Here is an 18,712-nt window from a genome sequence, read left to right on the forward strand (position 1 = left end):
CATGGCCGGCGAGCGCAAGTCTCCTTTCCAGTCGCCGTCGCAGGCGACCCCCGCCGATCCGGCGCGGCGCCGCCTGCTGCAGGCCGCCGGCCTCGGCGCGGGCTTGGCCATGGCCGGCGTGCTGCCGGTGGCGTTCGCCGCGCAGCCGGCGTCGAGCGTGGTCGCCACCCGCGCCGGCCGCGTGCGTGGACTGCGCGAACGGGGCGTGCACGTGTTCAAGGGCATCCGCTACGGCGAGGACACCGCGCCGGTGCGCTTCCAGGCGCCGATCGCGGCGCGACCCTGGCGCGGCATCGCCGAGGCCACCGGCCACGGCGCGTCGGCCCCGCAGCGCGGCAAGGAAGGTCCGGGCAGCGAGGACTGCCTGTTCCTCAACGTATGGACGCCGGGCCTGGATGCGCGCGCGCGCCGGCCGGTGCTGGTCTACATCCATGGCGGCGGCTACGACACCGGCTCCGGCAGCGATCCGCTGTACGACGGCAGCCGCCTGTGCGAGCGCGGTGACGTGGTCGTGGTGACCGTCAACCACCGCCTCAACGCCTTCGGCTACCTCTACCTGGGCCTGCTTGGCGGGGCCGAATACGCGGCCTCCGGCAACGCCGGCCAGCTGGACCTGGTGCTGGCGCTGCAGTGGGTCCGCGACAACATCGCCGCGTTCGGCGGCGACCCGGGCAACGTCACCGTGTTCGGCCAGTCCGGCGGCGGCGCCAAGATCGCCACGCTGATGGCGATGCCGGCCGCGCGCGGCCTGTTCCACAAGGCCTGGACCATGAGCGGCCAGCAGGTCACCGCCGCCGGCCCGCGCGCGGCGACGCAGCGGGCGCAGCTGTTCCTGCGCACCGTGGGCATCGATCCGGAGGCGGGCGACGCGCTGGCGAAGCTGCGCGCATTGCCGCTGGAGCAGGTGCTCGAGGGCACGGCCGCGCGCGACTTCTCGCGCATCGAGGACACCCGCCTGTACTTCGGCCCGGTGATGGACGGCGAGGTACTGCCGCGGCATCCGTTCTGGCCGGACGCGCCGGCGCAGTCGGCGGCGATCCCGATGGTGATCGGCAACACCCGCGACGAGACCCGCGCCTTCCTCGGCGGCGACCCGAAGAACTTCGAGCTTGGCTGGGACGAACTGCCGGCGCGGCTGGAGAAGCAGCAATACGTCGACATCCGCGCCGACCTGGTGGTGGCGCACTACCGCGCGCTGTATCCGCACTACACGCCGTCGGAGGTGTTCTTCGCCGCGACCACCGCCGGGCGTTCCTGGCGCGGCGCGATCGAGGAGCTGGAGGCGCGTGCGCGCCAGCCGCAGGGCGCGGCGCCGACCTGGGCGTACCAGCTGGACTGGGGGTCGCCGCTGGATGGCGGGACGTTCCGCGCCTTCCACACCCTCGACATCCCGCTGGTGTTCGACAACATCCGCCAGCCCGGCTCGCGCACCGGCGACGGCGCCGACGCGCAGGCGGTGGCCGACGCGATGAGCGGGGCGCTGCTGGCGCTGGCCCGGCACGGCGACCCCAACCACGCCGGCATCCCGCGCTGGGAGCCGTACTCGCTGCCGCGGCGGCAGACGCTGCTGTTCGACGTGCTGCCCGCGCTGGCCGACGATCCGCGCGGCGCCGAGCGCGCGTTCTGGCAGCAGGCGCCGTTCGTGCAGCGCGGGACGATGTGAGCCGGTGGCTGCGGGCCCCTCCCGTGGCGTCCGCGCTCAGTGCGACGCGTCCGGGCAGCCGCCCCGCGCGTCGTCCGCCAGCAGCGATGCCACCGGCACCCAGCTGACCGCCACGTCCTCCTTGTTCGCCGCGTAGGCCACGAGGAGGCGGTCGTCCCACAGCACGCTCTTGGGATAGTGGTAGCCGGGTCGTTTATAGCGGCCCCCGGCGCGCAGCGCCGGCAGCTCGCCGCGGCCGCGCAGCAGGAAGGCGCTGTCGAAGCAGCGGCCATCGGCCGACAGGGTCACCGCCAGCGGGATGCGCTCGCGGTTGCCGCTGGGCGCGTTGACCAGGAAGGCGCTGCCATCGGGCAGGTTGCCGGCGCTCTGCTTGGCGCGCGAGTCCGGCATCGCGGTCGGTACCGGCGCGGTCCAGCTCGCGCCGCGGTCGCAGCTTTCGCTGGCCAGCTGGCGATAGCTGTCGCCCTGGTCGCGGAACACCATCACCGCGCACGCGTGCCCGCCCGGGCCGCTGCGCAGGAACAGGCTCGGTTCCAGTTCGCGGCTGGCGTGTCCCTCGTGCGGCAGGTTGCGCATCGCCCCGCGCCGCCAGCCGGACACGCCCAGCGGATCGTCGGTGTAGAACGGCGCGGCGACGATGCCGGGCTGCAGGTGGAACGCGGTGAGGATGCGGCCGTCGTCCAGGCGGTGCGGGTCCTGCTCGACCACCCCGGGCACGGGCGCGCCATCGGCACCGGTGACCGGCAGCGGCTCCGACCAGGTCACCCCGTCGCGGCTGAGCCTGTAGGTGGTGAAGCCGCCTTCGTGCGACTGGAAGCCGGTCGGCCAGACGTTGATGTAGGCGACCAGGGTCCCGCCATCGGCCCACCAGCCGCCGGCCGAGTGCATGGCGCCACCGGTGCCGGCTTCCATCAGCACCGCCGGCGCGCTCCAGTGTTGCCCGTCGTCGCTGTAGCTGTAGAGCACGCGCGTGTCCGGCGAATCCTCGTCGCGCGCCGAGTTCTGCCACTGCACATAGAGGCGGCCCCTGAACACCACAGGCACGGCGCCGTTGTTGAACATGCCCTGCTCCGGCGTGGCCCGGAACACGGTGGCGCTGCGCGTGCCTGCCGCCGGGCGCAGCCCCAGCTCGGGCGCGCCGGGATCGAACAGGCCCGGAGCGATGGTGTACGGAGGCGTCGTCGCTTCGCCTTCGTCCTGCGCCGCGTGGCCGCCGGCCGCGATGGCCAGCAGCAACAGCGTCGTCGCCGTCCGTGCGGGAAAACCCATCGTCGCCAGGTGTCCTGCCGTGCTCAGTAGTCGAGCGCGCGGTAGCGGAAGTCGCGGAAATGCACCTTGCCGTCGCCGGCCGCGTAGATGGCCGGCTTCAGCGCGAGGAACTGGCCGGCCACGTTGTGGTGGTAGCCGGACACTTCCATCTGCACCGGGTATTTCTCCCAGCGCCTGCCGTCGCTGCTGGTGTGGATGGTGAGGACGTGCCGGTCGTTGGTCACCCGCAGCCACAGCCGCCCGCCCTTGCCCGGCGGCAGCCCGCCGGCCGGGCGCTCCTGGCCGTAGCGGTGCATGACGAAACGCTCGCCGTTGCTGCCGACGCCCGCGTACAGGCGGTCGTTGTAGAACAGCAGGGCGCCCCCGATGGCGCCCGGCTCGATCTCCATCTCCACTTCGAACTGGTAGGCCTTGTCGCCGGCGATCACGGTCAGCGGCGAGCTGTCGGCCGGGGTGCGGCCCTTGCCCTGCACGCTCATCGCGCCGTTGCCGAAGGACAGGCGCCCGTACTCGTCCCGGGCCGGGTTGAAGAACGACCACTGGTGGCCCAGCGCCTTCCCGTCGAAGCTGTCCGACAGCGCCATCCCGTGCGTGCCGACCTTCGTGCCGCTGGGCTTGCGCAGGGGCTGGCCGAGGTCGCCGCCCCTGGCCACGAACCAGCCGTCGTCGGTCCACTCGATCGGCTCCAGCAGCGCCTGGCGGCCGAGGGTCCAGTAGCCGTTCTCGTAACCGTGGTAGATCATCCACCAGCGCCCGTCGGTGCCTTCGACCACGGTGGCGTGGCCGCGCGACCACCACGGCTCCTCGCGGCTTTGCGTGCGGACGATCGGGTTGTGCGGCGAGTTCTCCCACGGCCCGTGGATCGACCTCGAACGCGCGGTGATCACCATGTGCCCGGTCGGCGGGCCGGCGGTGCCGCCGACGGCGGTGGTCATGTAGTACCAGTCTCCGCGCTTGTGGATCTTCGGGCCTTCCTGGGCATAGGCCTCCACGTCCCATTCTTCGGGGTACCGCCAGCCGTCGTAGACGTGCTTCGGTTCGCCGACCACGCGCAGGCCGTCGTCGGACAGCTGCACGTAGTCGCCGCCGCTTAGGAACAGGTAGCGCCTGCCGTCCTCGCCGACCGCGTGGCCGGGATCGATGTACTGGCCCAGGCCCAGCTCCACCGGTTCGCTCCACGGGCCGCGGATGTCGTCGGCCCACACCACCCAGTTGCTGCGCGTGCTGCCCTCGGTGCCGCCGGTGCGCGCCGGGAAGTAGATGAAGTAGCGGCCGTCGTGCTTGACGATGTCCGGCGCCCAGATCGAGCCGACGTTCCTGGTGATCGCGTGGCCCAGCGGCACCCAGTTGACCAGGTCGCGCGAATGCCAGATCGGCAGGCCGGGATAGGCGTCGAACGAGGACAGGGTCAGGTAATAGTCGTCGCCGTCCTTCAGCACCGACGGGTCGGGCCGGTCGCCGGCGAACACCGGGTTGAGGAAGGTGCCGTCGCCCAGGTCGGCCTGGCGCTGGTTCTCGATGCCGCGCTTCCACGGGCTGGCGGGCGGCTCGGCGGCGGCGGCCGCCAGCGGCAGCAGCAGCGTGGACAGGGCGAGGGCGAGGGCGAGGGCGCGGAAGCGGCGCAGGGCCATGGCAGTCCTTCGGTTTCGGTTCGCGGGGATGGGGTGCCATGCGCGATGACACCGATGGTCAAGGCAAGCTAGCAGACCGCCGCCGTTGCGGCCATCTTGCGCCGCAGCAAGGCCAGGCGCCCGCTCACCGCTACAGTGCGAAGTGGTGCAATCGCCTGTCCTGCCTGCATGACACCGATGGCCAGCCATTCACCTCCTTCGCCTTCGCGCACCCAACGACGACCCGCCATGAACCCCGGACCCCCGCGCCTGCTCCCGCCCGCTGCTATGCTCGCCCTGCTCCTGGCCGCCGGGAGCGTGCACTCCGCGGTCGACCCGTCGATCAGCGCCCGCCCGCCGGTGACGCCGGTGCGCGCCAGCAAGATCGTGCTGGTCGGCGATTCGACCACCGCGGTGCAGGGCGGCTGGGGCCCGGCGTTCTGCGCCGACCACGTCACCTCGTTCCTGGCCTGCGTGAACCTGGCCCGTGGCGGCCGCAGCACCTACAACTACCGCGCCGAAGGTTCCTGGGACATCGCCCTGCACGAGATGCGCCCGGGCCCGTACCAGGCCGTGTACGTGCTGATCCAGTTCGGCCACAACGACCAGCCGGGCAAGCCGGGGCGCTCCACCGACCTGGAGCGCGAGTTCCCCGACAACCTGCGCCGCTACGTGGAGGAAGTGCGTGCGGCCGGCGCGGTGCCGGTGCTGCTGACGCCGCTGACCCGGCGCCAGTTCAAGGATGGCGAGCTGCTCGACGACCTCGCGCCGTGGGCGGAATCCATCCGCCGCGTCGCCCGGGAACTGGACGTGCCGCTGGTGGACCTGCACGCGCGCAGCACCGCGGCGGTGCGGGGCATGGGTCCGGTGCAGGCGATGCGCTTCGCCCAGGCACGGCCGTTGCCGGAGCAGGTCGCCGCCGCGCAGGCCGGCACCACGATCGGTGCGCCCCCGGCCGCCGCCGGTCCGGCACCGGTCATCCCGGCCGCGCAGGACAACGCCGCCGTCGAACCGATGGGCACGCCGAAGCTGGCGTTCGACTACACGCACCTGGGCGACGAAGGCGCGGCCTTCTTCGCCGCGATCGTCGCCGACGAACTGGCGCGGCAGGTGCCGGCGCTGCGCCGCCAGCTGATCCCGTGAGGCGCGCCGGCCGCCGCGCTAGACTCGGTGGCGCCTCGGGGAGGGCAGCACTGCATGAAGATCGCACCGACACCGTTGACCGCCGCGCTCGCCGGAATGTTCACCGGCGTGGTCATGCCCTGGCTGTGGCCGCGGCTGGGCGACGACACGTTGTACTGGATCGCCGCCTTCCTGCTGGTGATCGCGCTGCCGGCGCATGCCTTCGTGGTCGGCTTCGCACGCCCGCCGGGGGACAGTGGCCTGGCCCGGCGCGTGGTGGCATGGCTGGCGGCGGCGATCGCCATGGTCGCGTTGCGCCAGGCGCTGCCGCTGTAAACCGCCGGAGACCGGTCCGCGGCATCGCATGACCGGAAAAGGAAAGGGCCGGACGAGGTCCGGCCCTTTCGCGTGCACCAAGGTCGCGCCGCTCAGCGCACGGCGCGGCGGTTGTTGAGCCGGGTCACTTCCTCGGCGTCGCCTTCAAGGCCGACCCGGACGTACAGGCCCTCGGCCTTGCGCCCGCCCAGCGGCAGCGAGACGGTGGTGGTGCGTGGCCGCAGGTCCAGCGGCGCCTCCATCGCCGGCACCGCCACCCGCGCCAGTTCGCGGCCGCGGGCGTCCTCCAGCACCGCGTAACCGGCGCCGGTGGGGGCGTGGCCGAGGCTGTGCACGGTCGCTTCCACCGCGTCGCCGGACACTCGCACGTCGCCGCGGCCGATGCCCAGGTCCGCGCGCGTCGCCACCGGCGTGCCCGGCTGGACCAGCTCGAACTCCATCACCACGGTGCGCCCGGCGGGGAACACGACGTCGACGGAACCGCTCTTCTCGAACGCGAACTCGCGGGTGCTGGCCTTGCCGTCGATGCGGTCGTCGCCGTCGCCGTCGATGCCGGAGGTCATGCGCCAGGTGCCGGCTTCGACGTTCCAGCCGGTCATGCTCGCGTGCTGCGGCTTCGAACCGAGGTTGTAGGCGATCACCTTGAAGCGGTCGCGGCGCGGGTCGGGTACCAGGATCGCCACCTGCTCGGCGCCGTCGGCTTCGGCGAAGCGCCAGCTCACCGTGTGGCCCGGATAGGACTGGTTGCGCTTGAGGGCGATGCCGCCCAGGCGCGCGCGCTGCAGGAACTCGCTGGGCGCTTCCACCCGGTCCGACCACCAGTGGCCCTCGGTGTTCATGTACTCGCGCTGGGCCTTGGCGCGGATGCCCTCGGCGTGCAGCGCCTCCAGGTAGGACTTGTCGCCTGTGAGTTGCCAGGCCACCAGGCTGGGGAAGCCGGTGGCACCCTTGTCCGCGGCCTGGACCAGGGACTTGCCCCAGTCGTCCTGGCGGCCGAGCACGCCGATGAAGTTCTCGCCCAGGTTGCCCAGGCTGGCCGGACCGCTGCGCATGGCGCGGTAGTCCAGCGCGCGAAGGTAGCGCGCATCGCCGGTCCAGCGCCAGGCGGCCCAGAACAGATGCATGGTGTCGCCGCCGCCGGAACCCTTGACCAGTTCGCCGCCGCGGGTCTGGCCGGTGGCCCAGTGGATCTCGTTGGGCAGCGCCCATTGCCCGTCCTCGGCGGTGTAGGCATGGGCCAGGTAGCCGTCGGCCAGGCCCACCACCAGCTTGCGGCCGGTGGGGTCGGCGTTCCAGTCGCCGAGCAGGAAGGCCGGGTGCAGGGCAGGGAACGAGTACGGTTTCTGCCACTGCCAGTTCGGCTCGCGGTAAACCTTGCGCCCGCCGAACCAGTTGCTGGAGAACAACAGGTGGCCCTGTGGGTTGGGCAGCACGATGCGCTGGTCGAAGGCGCGCACGGTCTCCATCAGCCGCTCGAGGGTCAATGGATCGCCCCAGTTGAGGTAGAGCATGGCGCTGTTGATGTTGATGCCCTCCTCGTAGGCGTGCAGCTCGTCGGTCTCGATGGTGCTCAGGCCATCGGTGAACATGCCGTTGCGGTAGGCAGCCTCGGCCAGCGCGGTCAGGGAAGCGTTGATCTTGTCGGGCAGCACGCCCATCAGCGCCAGGCCGGGCCATTGCTGCACCAGGTCCGAATCGTCGGAGATGCCGCCGCCGAAGTCGCCGTATTCGACCTGGCGGGGGTCGATCCACCACTCGACGAAGCGGCGCACGTACTTCAGGTCCTCGACCTGGCGGAAGGCCCACAGCGGCGCGCCCTTGGGCGGCTGCGGCTGCTCGAACGGCGGCCGGCCCTGGCTGTTGTAACTGATGTAGTTCCAGTACAGCCGCCCCAGCGCGTGGTCCGGGTCCACCCGCAGCAGGTCGCTGATGTCGGCGTAGACGCGCGCGTACAGGCGTTGGCGCTTGGAGGTGGTGTGCTCCTCGACCAGGAAGCCCCAGTTGTCGCGCACCTGGTTGAAGCGGTCGGCCACGTGCTCGCGCAGTGCCTCGGCGCGGTCCTTGAACACCAGCCGGATCTCGGTCCCGTCCAGCGCGGCGGCGGAAAAGCCCGGCGCCGCCGCGGCCACGCTGATCCACAGGCTGTCGGGGGTGAGGATGCGGTCGCGCAAGTCCAGCCACAGGGTGCGCGCCTGTCCGGGCCGCACCGAGACCGACACGTCGATCATGTCGCGCGCCGGCCAGATCGGGTCCTTGACCCGGATGTTGAGCGGGATCAGCCCGTCGTGGGTGGCCGGCAGGTCCAGCGCGGGGATGTCCAGGGCGATGCCGTCCAGGCCGTCGTGCATGTTCTCCCAGCTGTAGGCCCAGCTGCGGATCAGCGGCTGCGCCGGCGGCGCGTCGCCCACGCCGGACGGGACTAGGATGTGCACGATGGGGTCCGGATCGGCCGGCAGGCTGGCCGGGTCGCGCTGGCGCGACCCGGCGCCGCGCGGCAGGGCCATCACCGTGCTGCGCTCGCCTTCCGGGTAGCGGCCGCGGATGTGGTCCAGCAGCCCCTGCACGTTGCCGTAGTCCGGCAGCACCCGGCTGTCCACCAGGTAGCGCTGCTTGACCGTGCCCTCCGGCTCGGGCGCGTCGCTGACGTGGTAGGCCCAGATCTCCTGGATCGGCGTCTCCTGCTCGGCGTTGGAGAAGCGCAGGTGGCCGCCGTGGCGCTCGCCGAAGGTGTGCACGCTGCGCACCACGCCCTGCGGCCGGGTGAACAGCGGCTCCAGCGCCCCGGCCGAGGGGCCGGCGCTGGCCTGGCCCCAGGCGGCGCCGCGGATCTCGACGCGGTTCCAGGGCTCGTCGGGCAGGGCCAGGTCCAGGTTCCAGCCGCCCTCGGCATAGGTGTTCCAGTCCGGCAGCTGGAAGTAGTCGTTGCGCCCCGGCAGGCGCGAGCGGTTGTACACGCCCGGCCAGGTGGTCTCGGGGATGCCGTCGGTGCCCTTCCACATCCACTGCTTCTTGTCGCGCACGTCGGCGAACTCGAGCTTGCGGATGGTGGTCACCGGCGCCTCCAGCGCCGGCGGGGCGGCGTGGTCCCAGCCGTGGCGGTGCAGCCAGGCGGCGCGGCGGCGCGCCGCCGGCAGGTCCTCGCCGCCGTCGCGCGGCGGTTCCTGGCCGCGCGCCAGCGCCGCCACCGCGGCCGGGCGCAGCATGCGGTCGTACACGCGGATCTCGTCGAAGTCGCTGCCGCGCAGGAAGTTGTAGCGGCTCTGCACCTGGTACGGCGCCATCACCCGCCCGGCCAGGCCCAACTGGTCCAGCGCCGCGTCGTAGTCGAAGGGCACCGGCCCGGCCTCCACCCGTGCGGCCTCCCGGCCGTCCACGTACAGGCGCACGCCGGCGGTCTCGTCCCAGGCGAAGGCCAGGTGGACCCAGTCCTGCGGGCCGGGCGTGCGCTCCATGCGGAACGAGACCCGGGTGCGCGCCAGGTTGGCATCGGTGACGAAGGCGTCGAAGCCGTGGCCGTTCCAGTCGATCCGCAGCCAGGCCATGTCCCAGCTGCTGTGGTCACCGTAGCCGACGCGGAAGATCACGAACGGCGCCTCGCCCACCGCGTAGCGCGGGCGCCAGAAGAACGCCAGCGTGCCGCGCTGCGCCTGGATGTTGCCCGGCGCGTTCCAGGCCAGCACCCCGTCGTCGGCCCATTCGATCGCCCCGCCCTGCACCCCCGTGGGCACGATCTTCACCTTGTCCTGGAAGTTGGGCACCGGATCGCCGACGGCGTGGTCGGCGACGAAGCCGGCGTCGGCCGATACCCGGAACAGCAGTCGTGCTTCCTGTGCATGGGCGAGGGCCGGCGGCAGGGCGAGGGCCAGGGCGACGGCGGTGGCGAGCAGGAGCGGACGGCTGGGTTTGTTCATGCGTTGTGCGTTTCCACGATGGATCGAAGTATCCCCGTTGCCGGGCCCGGAGGCCGCACGGGTCAACGGCCGGGCGCGGGCAGCCCGTGGCGACGACGCCACTGCGGCAGCTCGGATTCCAGCAGGCGCTGCGGCCATGTGCCATACCAGGCATAACCGGCGCGGCGTTCACGGGACAGCTGCTCGAACGGCACGATGCTGCCGTCGCGTTCCACCACCAGCGGCTGCTGCCGCTGCAGGTCGTAGAACCGCGCCCACAGGCCGGCCCCCGGCCGTGGCACCAGGCGCGCGTCGCGTCCGTCCGGACCGTCGAAGCGCTCCAGCGCCAGGCCGTCGATGCGGTGCGCCTGCAGCCAGGCCGCGCCGGCCTCGACCGCGGCGACGATGCGCGCATCCGGCCGTGGCTGGCGCATCAGCAGGCGCAGCACGCCGACCGACTCGGCCGAGGCCAGCGACGGCAGCTCGTAGCTGCGCGCACGCGCCGGCTGCAGGGTGTCGCGGTCGTACTGCGCGGCCCATATCGTCGGGCGGCCATCCAGCACGACCTGCAGCCGCAACAGGCAGTCCAGGCCGCGGGTGGCGGCCTGCGCCGCGCGGCGGGCATGGTCCGGGCCCAGCGCATCAAGCCCATCGCGGCCTTCGGCCACGTCCTGCAGCAGGCCGACCACGTGCACCATGGCGTCGTCGTTGAGCGTGACCTGGCTGCGGTAGCCGCTGTGGTCCGGATGGAACTGCGGCCAGCCGCCACCCGGGTACTGCGCGGCGAGCAGGTAATCGACGCCGCGCCGCGCCGCCTCCAGGTAGGCCGGGTTGCCGGTGTCGCGGTACGCCCGGGCCAGGTAGGCGATCTCGCTGGTGGTGGCGTTGTTGTCGATGGTGGCGTCGTCCACCCGCGCCGGATCGCGCAGCTGGCGCAGCGCCGCTTCGTCGAGCGGCTGGCGGTAGTCGACCGCGCGCCCGCGGTAATGCTTGGACCAGCCTCCGGAGGCGGTCTGCAGCCGCAGCATGTTCTCCGCGACCGGATCGCTGCGCACGGTGGCCGTGGCCGCTCCGGCCGGCAGCGCGGTCGCCAGCCCCAGGGCGAGCGCCGCCACGCGCAGGCAGCGGGCCATCCGTCGCCGAAAGCCGGCCGGCGCCCGGTCGCCATGCGGAACCATGGCGGCCGGGCGCGGCCGGAAGTTCCGGTCGCACGCGTTCAGTCGGGAGGGGCAGGGCGACCGGAGTGGCACGGCTCAAAACCTGTAGCGCAGGCCGACGTAGTACTGGCGGCCGTTGACGGTGTAGCGGTCCGGCAGCTCGAGCGAGGAGTCGACGTAGCGGCTGTCGGGGGTATCGAGCAGGTTGATCGCCTCGAAGGTCGCGGTCAGGCGCGGGTTGATGCGGTAGGACATGTTGAAGTCCACGTTCTCCACCGAGTGCTTGCCGGTGACGTCGGCGGTGGCCAGCTGGTTGCCGTCCAGGTCCCACACGTTCTCGCGGCTGAGGATCTCGCTGATGTAGCCGTCGCGGTAGCTGGTTGAAACGCGCGCGCTGAAGCGGCCGTCGTCGTAGTACAGGGTGGCGTTGTACGAATTCGGCGACAGGTTGAGCAGGTCGTTCTCGGTGACCGTGGTGACCACGGTGGCGTTGCCGTTGGACGAGGTGCTGAACCAGTACTTGATGCTGGACTCCACGTGGGTGTAGTTCAGCTGCACGCCGAACTTGCTCCAGATGCCGGGCAGGAAGGTGAAGGGCTGCTGGTAGGTCAGCTCGTAGCCCTTCAGCGGCCCGCCCGGGGTGTTGTAGTAGCTCTGCACGTTGAACAGCGTGTCCGGGCCGAAACCGGCCGGCAGCAGGTCCAGCGAGTAGCCCGTGCCGCCCCAGGTGGAGATCAGGCGGGTGCGCTGGATGTAGCTGTCGATGTCCTTGTAGAACAGCGCGCCGGACAGCAGCGCGCCCTCGGCGAAGTACCACTCCAGGCCGAGGTCGTAGTTGGTGGAGCGGTACGGGTCCAGCTTCGGGTTGCCGAGGTTGATCGAGAACACCCGGCCGTCATCGAAGTACTGGGTCGGGCCGCCGCTGACGCTGGGCGACAGGTAGGTCAGCGTCGGGCGGGCCATGGTCTTGGCCGCGCCGAAGCGCAGGACCAGCTCGTCGGTGAGGTCCCAGGCGACGTTCAGCGAGGGCAGCACGTCCTGGTAGCTGTGGTTCACGACGCTGCGCACCAGGTAGCGCTCGCCCGGCGCCGAGGTGGCGTTGGCCACGCCGAAGAAGGCCTCGCAGTTGGACGCGTTGAGCGCCGGGTCCGAAGCCGCGCACGGCGCCCAGCCGGAGGCGGTGATCTTCGTTTCCACCAGGCGCGCGCCGATGTTGCCGCGCAGCGGGCGGTCCAGCAGGTCGGTATTGAAATCCAGCTGCAGGTAGCCGGCCATGCTGCGCTCGTTGACCTCGAAGTTGTTGTTCGAGGAGCCGAAGTGGCCGACCCCCGCCAGGCGGTAATCGCCGCCCTGCAGGCCGTTGTCGCAGTTGCAGTAGATGTCCAGCAGCTCGGCGACCTTGCCGAAGTCCGGCGTCAGCCAGCTCGAAGGCGCGCCGGACAGGTTGCGGCCGAAGCCGTCCAGGGTGGTGCTGAGGTCGCCGACGCCCACCCCGTCCGGCAGGGCCTGGGCCAGGCGGCCGTAGCTGATGTGCCGGTATTCCTCCGAGCGCATGTCGTAGTCCTTGTACGCCAGGCCGGCGCGCAGGGAGAACGTCGGGTTGAGGATGAACTGCAGGTCGACCTTGGCGGTATCGAACGTGTTCTCGACTGACTGCGGGTTGAGGCGGACCTCGCTGATGTTGGCCCCGCGCGCGGTCCCGTTGCTGTTGACCGGTACCACACCGTAGCCGCGCCAGGACCAGGCCGCCGGATCGTTGAGCGCGAACGGGAAGCCCATGCGCGGCATGTCCGGGTTGCCGCGCAGGTCCAGGACGAAGCCGTCGAGGTTGGAATTGTCGAAGCTGACCAGCGAGAACACCGGACGCTCGTAGTCGGAGCTGGAGTGGCCCAGCTGCGCGTCCAGCCGCACCGCATCGTTGAAGTGGTGCTCCAGCGACAGGCTGTACTGCTGGAACCTGGTCGTCTCCTCGATGCTGGTGGCCTCGGTGCGGAAGTCGACGTTGTCGAACACGCCATAGGTCAGGCGGTTGCGGTCGTCGACCTCGGCCTCGCGCACCACGATCTGGGTCTTGCCGCCGAGGTTGGCGGCGCGGTGCAGGTTGGCGCCGAGCGAGTCCTCGCGCTGGTCCTTGGACAGTTCCGAGTACATGGCGTCGAAGCTGACGATGGTGTCGTCGCTGGCGCGCCACTGCAGGGCGCCGGTCAGGCCCAGCCGCTCGATCTCGCTGGCGGTGCGGATATAGCGCGGGTAACGCGGGATCCAGGCGTTGGTCGCGGTCTCGTAGGCGGCGATGTTCTCCGGGGTGGCCGCCGGGCGCGGCAGCCCGGTGCCGCAGTTCTCCGCGTCGATGCCGTAGCTGCCCCAGCCGTTGTTGCGGTCCTGGTTGGCCTGCGAGCCGGTGCCGGCCGGGGTCTCGTTGGGCAGCGGGTTGCGCGGGGTCTGCGGGTCGTAGCCGACCGGCGAGCAGAAGCCGTAGGTACCGTTGTTGTTGGCGTTGGACTGGTTGGAGTTGCGGTGGTTGCCGTGTTCCCAGCGCACCGGGTTGTAGCCTTCCTCGTACACGTTGCGGCGGCTGTAGGAGGCCGACAGCAGGGCGCCGAAGCGGCCGTCGTTCCAGGTGTTGGACACCAGGCCGGAGACGCGCGGGTCGACCTCGCGCGCCAGCTCGCCGTAACCGGCCTGGGCGCTGGCCGAGGCGCGGAAGCCGTCGAAGTCGAACGGGCGCGAACCGCGCAGGTCCACGGTCGAGCCCAGCGAACCCTCGTCCATCTGCGCCGACTGGGTCTTGTTGACCTTGACCTGGCTGAAGAGCTCGGAGGCGAAGGTGTTGAAGTCGAAGCCGCGGCTGCGGTTCACGCCGCCGGTGCCGGTGCCGGCGGTGGCCAGCGCCTCCAGGCCGTTGAGGCGGACCCGGGTGAAGTCCGAACCCAGGCCGCGGATGGAGATGCGCTGGCCCTCGCCGCCTTCGCGGTCGATCGACACGCCGGCGATGCGCTGCATCGATTCGGCCAGGTTCTGGTCGGGGAACTTGCCGATGTCCTCGGCGTAGATCGCGTCGACCTGCTCGGTCGAGTAGCGCTTCTCGTCCAGCGACTTCTGCAGGCTCTGGCGATAGCCGGTGACGGTGACCGCGTCGAGCTCGGTCGGATCGGGCGAAGCCTGCTGTGCGGCGAGCGGCGCGGACAGGGCAAGGCCGATGGCCGCGGCAAGCATGGTAACCGGTGTCTTTCCGAAACGGACGTACGGCGACATGGGTCCCTCCCAGGACATATGCAGTGGTGGCTTGGAACCGTCGGCGCCGTCGTCGGGAACCGCATGGCGATGCGGATGACACCGATAGTCAAACCGAAGGTAGCAGCCCCTGCACGGCCCCGCATCGTGCGCCGCAACAGCGCATGCAGGCAGGCGGGGCCTGGATGCACGCGGTGCCTGGGTCTCCCGTGGACGCCGTCGAGCGCACCGGCGGAGGCGTGCCGCGGAAGCGTCGGCCGCACGCAAAAGAAAACCGGGGCGGCAGGGCCGCCCCGGTTCCAGGGTCCAGGCGTGGATGCTCAGAACTTGTAGCGGATGCCCATCAGGTACTGGCGTCCGGTCAGGCTGTAATCCAGCGGCAGCTGCGAGGCGGCGCCGACCCAGGACTGCAGCGACGGCTCGTTGGTGAGGTTGATGCCTTCCAGGCTCAGCTCGATCTGCTCGCTGACCTTGTAGCGCAGCGAGGCGTCGACGTAGGTGATGCCGTTCTGGCCATGCACGTCGCTGGTGAAGCCCTGCTCGGTGCCCGGGACCTGGATCAGGTAGTTGTCGCGGTTGGTCGCCGAGACGCGGCCGGAGAAGGTCTGGCCTTCGTAGAACAGGGTGGCGTTCCACGAGTGCCGCGACAGGCCGGTCAGGTCGGTGCGCAGCGAAGCGGCGCCGGAGCTGGTCAGGTACTGGATCTTCGAATCGACGAAGGTGTAGTTCAGCTGCACGCCCAGGTTGGCCCAGTTGCCCGGCAGGAAGGTGAACGGCTGGATGAAGTTCGCCTCCACGCCCTTGAGCGGGCCGCCCGGGGTGTTGACCGGCACCGAGAACACGAAGTCGTCGTTCGCGCTGACGCCGAAGCCCTCGGCGACGCTGGCCGGCAGGCCGCTGGTGTAGAACGGCCGCACCTCGCGGGTGGTCTGCACGAAGCTCTCGATGTCCTTGTAGAACAGCCCCAGGCTCAGCATCGCGCTGTCCTGGAAGTACCACTCGGCCGACAGGTCGTAGGTCTCGGCGCGGATCGGGTCGAGGCCCGGGTTGCCGCCGGTGACGTTGCGCGAGCCGCCGCTGACGCTGACGGTCACGCCCGGGGTCAGGCTGCCCAGTCCCGGGCGGCTCATGACCTTGGCCGCGCCGAAGCGGACCAGCAGGTCGGGCGCGACCTCGGCGACCAGGTTCAGCGACGGCAGGGTGTCGCTGTACTCGCGCGAGACGGTCAACGGGGTGGGCGTGCCGGCGATGGTGGCGATGCCGGTCGAGGCCTGCTTGGTCTTGACGTAGCGCACGCCGAAGTTGCCCGAGAACGGGATGTTGCCCAGGTCGGTGGAGAACTCGCCCATCAGGTAGGCGCCGCGGTCCTTCTCCTCGACGCTGCGGTTGCTGGCCGCGTACGGCGACAGGGCGAAGGTGCCGTCGCCGCTGAAGATGTCGAAGTGGTCGGCGATGGCGTCGAAGTCCGGCCCCACCCACTGGCCCGGCGAACCGGACATGCCGCTCAGGCGCGCCATCTGCACCATGTCCACCGGCACGATCCGGGTGCCGTCCGAGAACGCCGGCACGATGGTCTCGGTGGCGGTGCGGCGCCACTCCATCGACTCGAAGCCGTAATCCTTGGCCAGCACGCCGCCCTTGAGGCGGAAGCCGGGGCTGATGCTCCAGTTGAAGTCGAGCTGGCCGACGTCGAAGTCGTTCTCGACCTTGTTGGCGCGCATGCGGATGGTGGACAGGGTCCAGCCTTCCGGATCGGTCGGGTCGATGCCGTAGTCGATTACCGGCGCCCACTTGTCGCCGCGGTAGTCGTAGCTGTAGCCGTCGACGTTGAGCTTGTCCATCATGATCGTCGCCTGCACGGGATTGTCGTGCCGGGACGAGGAGGTGCCGAGCTTGCCGGTCAGCTTGAAGCTGTCGCTGAACTCGTGCTCGCCGGACAGGCTGACCTGCTTGAAGACCGTATCCCACTCGTCGTAGCGGTGCTCGGCGCGCACGTCGACGTCGTCGAAGCGGCCGTACAGCAGCGCACCCGTGGCCGGGTCGATGTAGCCGTCGCGGACGATGGTCTCGGGCTTGCCGCCCTGCGAGGCCGAGCGGCTGAAGGAGATCGCCTCGATGTAGTGCTCGCGGCGGGTCGCGTCGATCTTCGAGTACAGGCCGTCCAGCGAGAACTGGGTGTTGTCGCCGGGCTTGAACTGCAGCGAGGCGGTCACGCCGGTGCGGTCCTGGTCGTGCTCCATCCAGGTGTAGCGCGGGAAGCGCGGGTGGAACACGTCGGCGGACATGGCATCGGTGAAGGTCGAGGCCGGATTGAAGCCGCCGTTGCTGGTGCCGTTGGCCCAGCGGCCGGTGCCGGTGCCCTGCTCCAGCGCCTTGCGCTTGGTGTGGGCCACCGACAGCAGGGCGCCGAACCTGCCGTCGGCCCAGGTGTTGGCGATCAGGCCGGCCACGCGCGGGGTGGCGTCGCCGGACATGTCGTTGTAGGAGGCCTGCGCGCTGGCGGCGACGGTGAAGCCGCTGTAGTCGAACGGACGCGCGGTGACCAGGTCGACCGTGGCGCCCAGCGAGCCCTCCTCGACGTCGGCCTGCGCGGTCTTGCGCACGATCATCTGCGAGAACAGGTCCGAGGCGAAGACGTTGAAGTCGAAGCCGCGGGTGCGGTTGGTGCCGCCGTTCTGGTCGGTGGAGCCGACCGTGGTCAGCGCCTCCATGCCGTTGATGCGCACGCGGGTGAAGTCCGGGCCCAGGCCGCGGACGGAGATGTTGCGGCCCTCGCCAGCGTCACGGGTGATGACCACGCCGGGAATGCGCTGCAGCGATTCGGCCAGGTTGAGGTCGGGGAACTTGCCCACGTCCTCGGCGACGATGGCGTCGACCACGCCGGCCTCGCCACGCTTGATGTCGATGGCGCGCTCGAGGCTGGCGCGATAGCCGGTCACCACGATGGTGTCCAGTTCCACCGCCTGCCCGGTCTCTTGCGCGAACACAGGTGCATGCAGCGCGAGGCCGATGGATGCGGCCAGCAAGGTAACCGGTGTCTTACGGCGGTTGCTACGAGTGTGCATATCCCCTCCCAGGGCTGACTATCTCGGAATGCGTTGTGCGTTGGACTAAGGGGCCAAGCGGCATGACACCGCTGGTCAAACGGGACGCTAACACCGCGTCCGGGCATGGGGCATCTTGCGCCGCAGCACGATCAACCTTGGTAGCGGTCACATCCGCGGATACGCCGAAACCCGCGCCAGCATTACAATGACACCGATAGCCACGATTTTCCGGCCAATGGCCGCGCCAACTGCGCCGCCGCCCATGCCACCATCCATCCCCCCGCCTCCGGGCGGTCCCCCAGCCAGAGCCAAGGAGTCGCGATGTCCGCGCGTGTCGTGTGTTTCGGTGAACTGTTGCTGCGCCTGAGCGCGCCTGGCCGCGAGAAGCTGCTGCAGAGCCCGCAGCTGGAAGTCCGGGTGGGGGGCGCGGAGGCCAACGTCGGGGTGTCGCTGGCCCGGTTCGGCCACCGCGTCGACATGGTCAGCACCGTGGCCGACAACGCCCTGGGCGAGGCCGTCGTCGGCGAGCTGCGGCGCCATGGGGTCGGCACCTCCGCCGTGCGCCACGTGCCCGGGCGCATGGGCCTGTACTTCCTGGCCCCCGGCGCCATCCACCGGCCGGCCGAGGTCCTGTACGACCGCGCCGGCTCGGCCTTCGCCCTGGCCGCGGAAGAGGCCTACGACTGGCCGGCGTTGCTGGCCGGGGCCGACTGGCTGCACCTGTCCGGCATCACCCCGGCGCTGGGCGCCAACACCGCCGCCGCCGCCCTGGCCGCGGCCCGCGCCGCGCGCGCCGCCGGGGTGAAGGTGTCGTTCGATGGCAACTTCCGGCCGAAGCTGTGGGAGGCATGGGAGGGCGATGCCCGGGCCATCCTGCGCGGGCTGATGGCCGAGGCCGACGTGCTGTTCGCCGACCACCGCGACATGGGCGTGGTGCTCGGCGGCCAGTACGCGCAGGCCGAGCCCCTGCAGCGGGTTGAAGCCGCGGCCGCCGATGCCTTCGCTGCCTTCCCGCACCTGCAGTGGCTGGCCTGCACCCTGCGCAGCCCGCGCAACGTCGACCATCACGCCCTGGCCGGCGTCCTGGTCGGCCGCTCGTCGGGCACCGCGCTGGCACCGCAGGAGGAGGTCGGCCCGATCGTGGACCGCATCGGCGGCGGCGACGCCTTCGCCGCCGGCGTGCTGCACGGCCTCGCACGCGGCTGGGAACCGGAGCGCACGATCCGCTTCGGCCTGGCCGCCGGCTGCCTCAAGCATTCGGTCCCGGGCGACTTCAACCTGGTATCGGAGGCCGACGTCGAGGCGCTGGTCGGCGAGGGCCGCTACGACGTGAAGCGCTAGCCGGAGCCGCGGTGCTGCCGGAGGGAGGCCGGCTACGGCCGCC

10 protein-coding genes are annotated in these 18,712 nt (G+C 70.9%); 4 read left to right on the top strand and 6 right to left on the bottom strand.

Annotated features, from left to right (window positions below; translation table 11 throughout):
- Window position 1 precedes the first annotated feature (1 nt).
- Window positions 2-1,663 carry a carboxylesterase/lipase family protein gene (locus B351_RS0102110; protein WP_050992113.1) on the top strand — a complete coding sequence of 554 codons (1,662 nt, stop codon included), beginning with the start codon at window positions 2-4 and terminating at the stop codon, window positions 1,661-1,663.
- 36 nt (window positions 1,664-1,699) lie between these two features.
- On the opposite strand, the gene B351_RS0102115 is transcribed toward B351_RS0102110, so the two are convergent.
- Together B351_RS0102115 and B351_RS0102120 are read right to left on the bottom strand one after the other, a co-directional pair.
- Window positions 1,700-2,932 (bottom strand): sialidase family protein, encoded by a 1,233-nt coding sequence (locus tag B351_RS0102115; RefSeq protein WP_039730768.1) that lies wholly within the window; start codon window positions 2,930-2,932, stop codon window positions 1,700-1,702.
- Window positions 2,933-2,955: 23 nt separating this feature from the next.
- Window positions 2,956-4,563: a family 43 glycosylhydrolase gene (locus B351_RS0102120; protein WP_019397407.1), complete on the bottom strand. Its 1,608-nt coding sequence runs from the start codon at window positions 4,561-4,563 to the stop codon at window positions 2,956-2,958.
- Between the two features lie 267 nt (window positions 4,564-4,830).
- On the opposite strand from B351_RS0102120, the gene B351_RS0102125 reads away from it, so the two are divergent.
- Both B351_RS0102125 and B351_RS0102130 read left to right on the top strand, forming a co-directional pair.
- Window positions 4,831-5,685, top strand: a complete 855-nt coding sequence (locus tag B351_RS0102125; protein WP_019397408.1) for a rhamnogalacturonan acetylesterase — start codon at window positions 4,831-4,833, stop codon at window positions 5,683-5,685.
- 54 nt (window positions 5,686-5,739) lie between these two features.
- On the top strand, window positions 5,740-6,000 hold the full coding sequence (locus B351_RS0102130; protein WP_026010249.1) for a hypothetical protein: 261 nt from the start codon (window positions 5,740-5,742) through the stop codon (window positions 5,998-6,000).
- A 92-nt stretch (window positions 6,001-6,092) separates the two neighbouring features.
- Here B351_RS0102130 and B351_RS0102135 read toward each other — a convergent pair whose 3' ends face one another.
- The 4 genes from B351_RS0102135 to B351_RS0102150 form a co-directional block, all read right to left on the bottom strand.
- Window positions 6,093-9,911 (bottom strand): LamG-like jellyroll fold domain-containing protein, encoded by a 3,819-nt coding sequence (locus B351_RS0102135; RefSeq protein WP_019397410.1) that lies wholly within the window; start codon window positions 9,909-9,911, stop codon window positions 6,093-6,095.
- Between the two features lie 62 nt (window positions 9,912-9,973).
- Window positions 9,974-11,023, bottom strand: a complete 1,050-nt coding sequence (gene pelA, locus B351_RS0102140) for a pectate lyase (protein ID WP_013533724.1) — start codon at window positions 11,021-11,023, stop codon at window positions 9,974-9,976.
- A gap of 120 nt (window positions 11,024-11,143) precedes the next feature.
- Window positions 11,144-14,302: a TonB-dependent receptor gene (locus tag B351_RS0102145; RefSeq protein ID WP_050992114.1), complete on the bottom strand. Its 3,159-nt coding sequence runs from the start codon at window positions 14,300-14,302 to the stop codon at window positions 11,144-11,146.
- A 299-nt stretch (window positions 14,303-14,601) separates the two neighbouring features.
- Window positions 14,602-17,346: a TonB-dependent receptor gene (locus B351_RS0102150; RefSeq protein ID WP_026010250.1), complete on the bottom strand. Its 2,745-nt coding sequence runs from the start codon at window positions 17,344-17,346 to the stop codon at window positions 14,602-14,604.
- 303 nt (window positions 17,347-17,649) lie between these two features.
- On the opposite strand from B351_RS0102150, the gene B351_RS0102155 reads away from it, so the two are divergent.
- Entirely contained in the window at window positions 17,650-18,669 is a 1,020-nt protein-coding gene (locus B351_RS0102155; RefSeq protein ID WP_013533727.1) for a sugar kinase, read from the top strand.
- Window positions 18,670-18,712 lie beyond the last annotated feature (43 nt).

It is taken from the genome of Pseudoxanthomonas sp. GW2 (assembly GCF_000283075.1).
Taxonomy (GTDB): domain Bacteria; phylum Pseudomonadota; class Gammaproteobacteria; order Xanthomonadales; family Xanthomonadaceae; genus Pseudoxanthomonas.

Excerpts from the sequence above, each read along its gene's own strand:
- B351_RS0102130 (WP_026010249.1), top strand. The coding sequence starts at position 5,740 with ATGAAGATCGCACCGACACCGTTGACCGCCGCGCTCGCCGGAATGTTC.
- B351_RS0102120 (WP_019397407.1), bottom strand. The coding sequence starts at position 4,563 with ATGGCCCTGCGCCGCTTCCGCGCCCTCGCCCTCGCCCTCGCCCTGTCC.
- B351_RS0102155 (WP_013533727.1), top strand. The coding sequence starts at position 17,650 with ATGTCCGCGCGTGTCGTGTGTTTCGGTGAACTGTTGCTGCGCCTGAGC.
- B351_RS0102115 (WP_039730768.1), bottom strand. The coding sequence starts at position 2,932 with ATGGGTTTTCCCGCACGGACGGCGACGACGCTGTTGCTGCTGGCCATC.
- B351_RS0102125 (WP_019397408.1), top strand. The coding sequence starts at position 4,831 with ATGCTCGCCCTGCTCCTGGCCGCCGGGAGCGTGCACTCCGCGGTCGAC.
- B351_RS0102145 (WP_050992114.1), bottom strand. The coding sequence starts at position 14,302 with ATGTCGCCGTACGTCCGTTTCGGAAAGACACCGGTTACCATGCTTGCC.
- B351_RS0102150 (WP_026010250.1), bottom strand. The coding sequence starts at position 17,346 with ATGCACACTCGTAGCAACCGCCGTAAGACACCGGTTACCTTGCTGGCC.
- B351_RS0102135 (WP_019397410.1), bottom strand. The coding sequence starts at position 9,911 with ATGAACAAACCCAGCCGTCCGCTCCTGCTCGCCACCGCCGTCGCCCTG.
- B351_RS0102110 (WP_050992113.1), top strand. The coding sequence starts at position 2 with ATGGCCGGCGAGCGCAAGTCTCCTTTCCAGTCGCCGTCGCAGGCGACC.
- pelA (WP_013533724.1), bottom strand. The coding sequence starts at position 11,023 with ATGGCCCGCTGCCTGCGCGTGGCGGCGCTCGCCCTGGGGCTGGCGACC.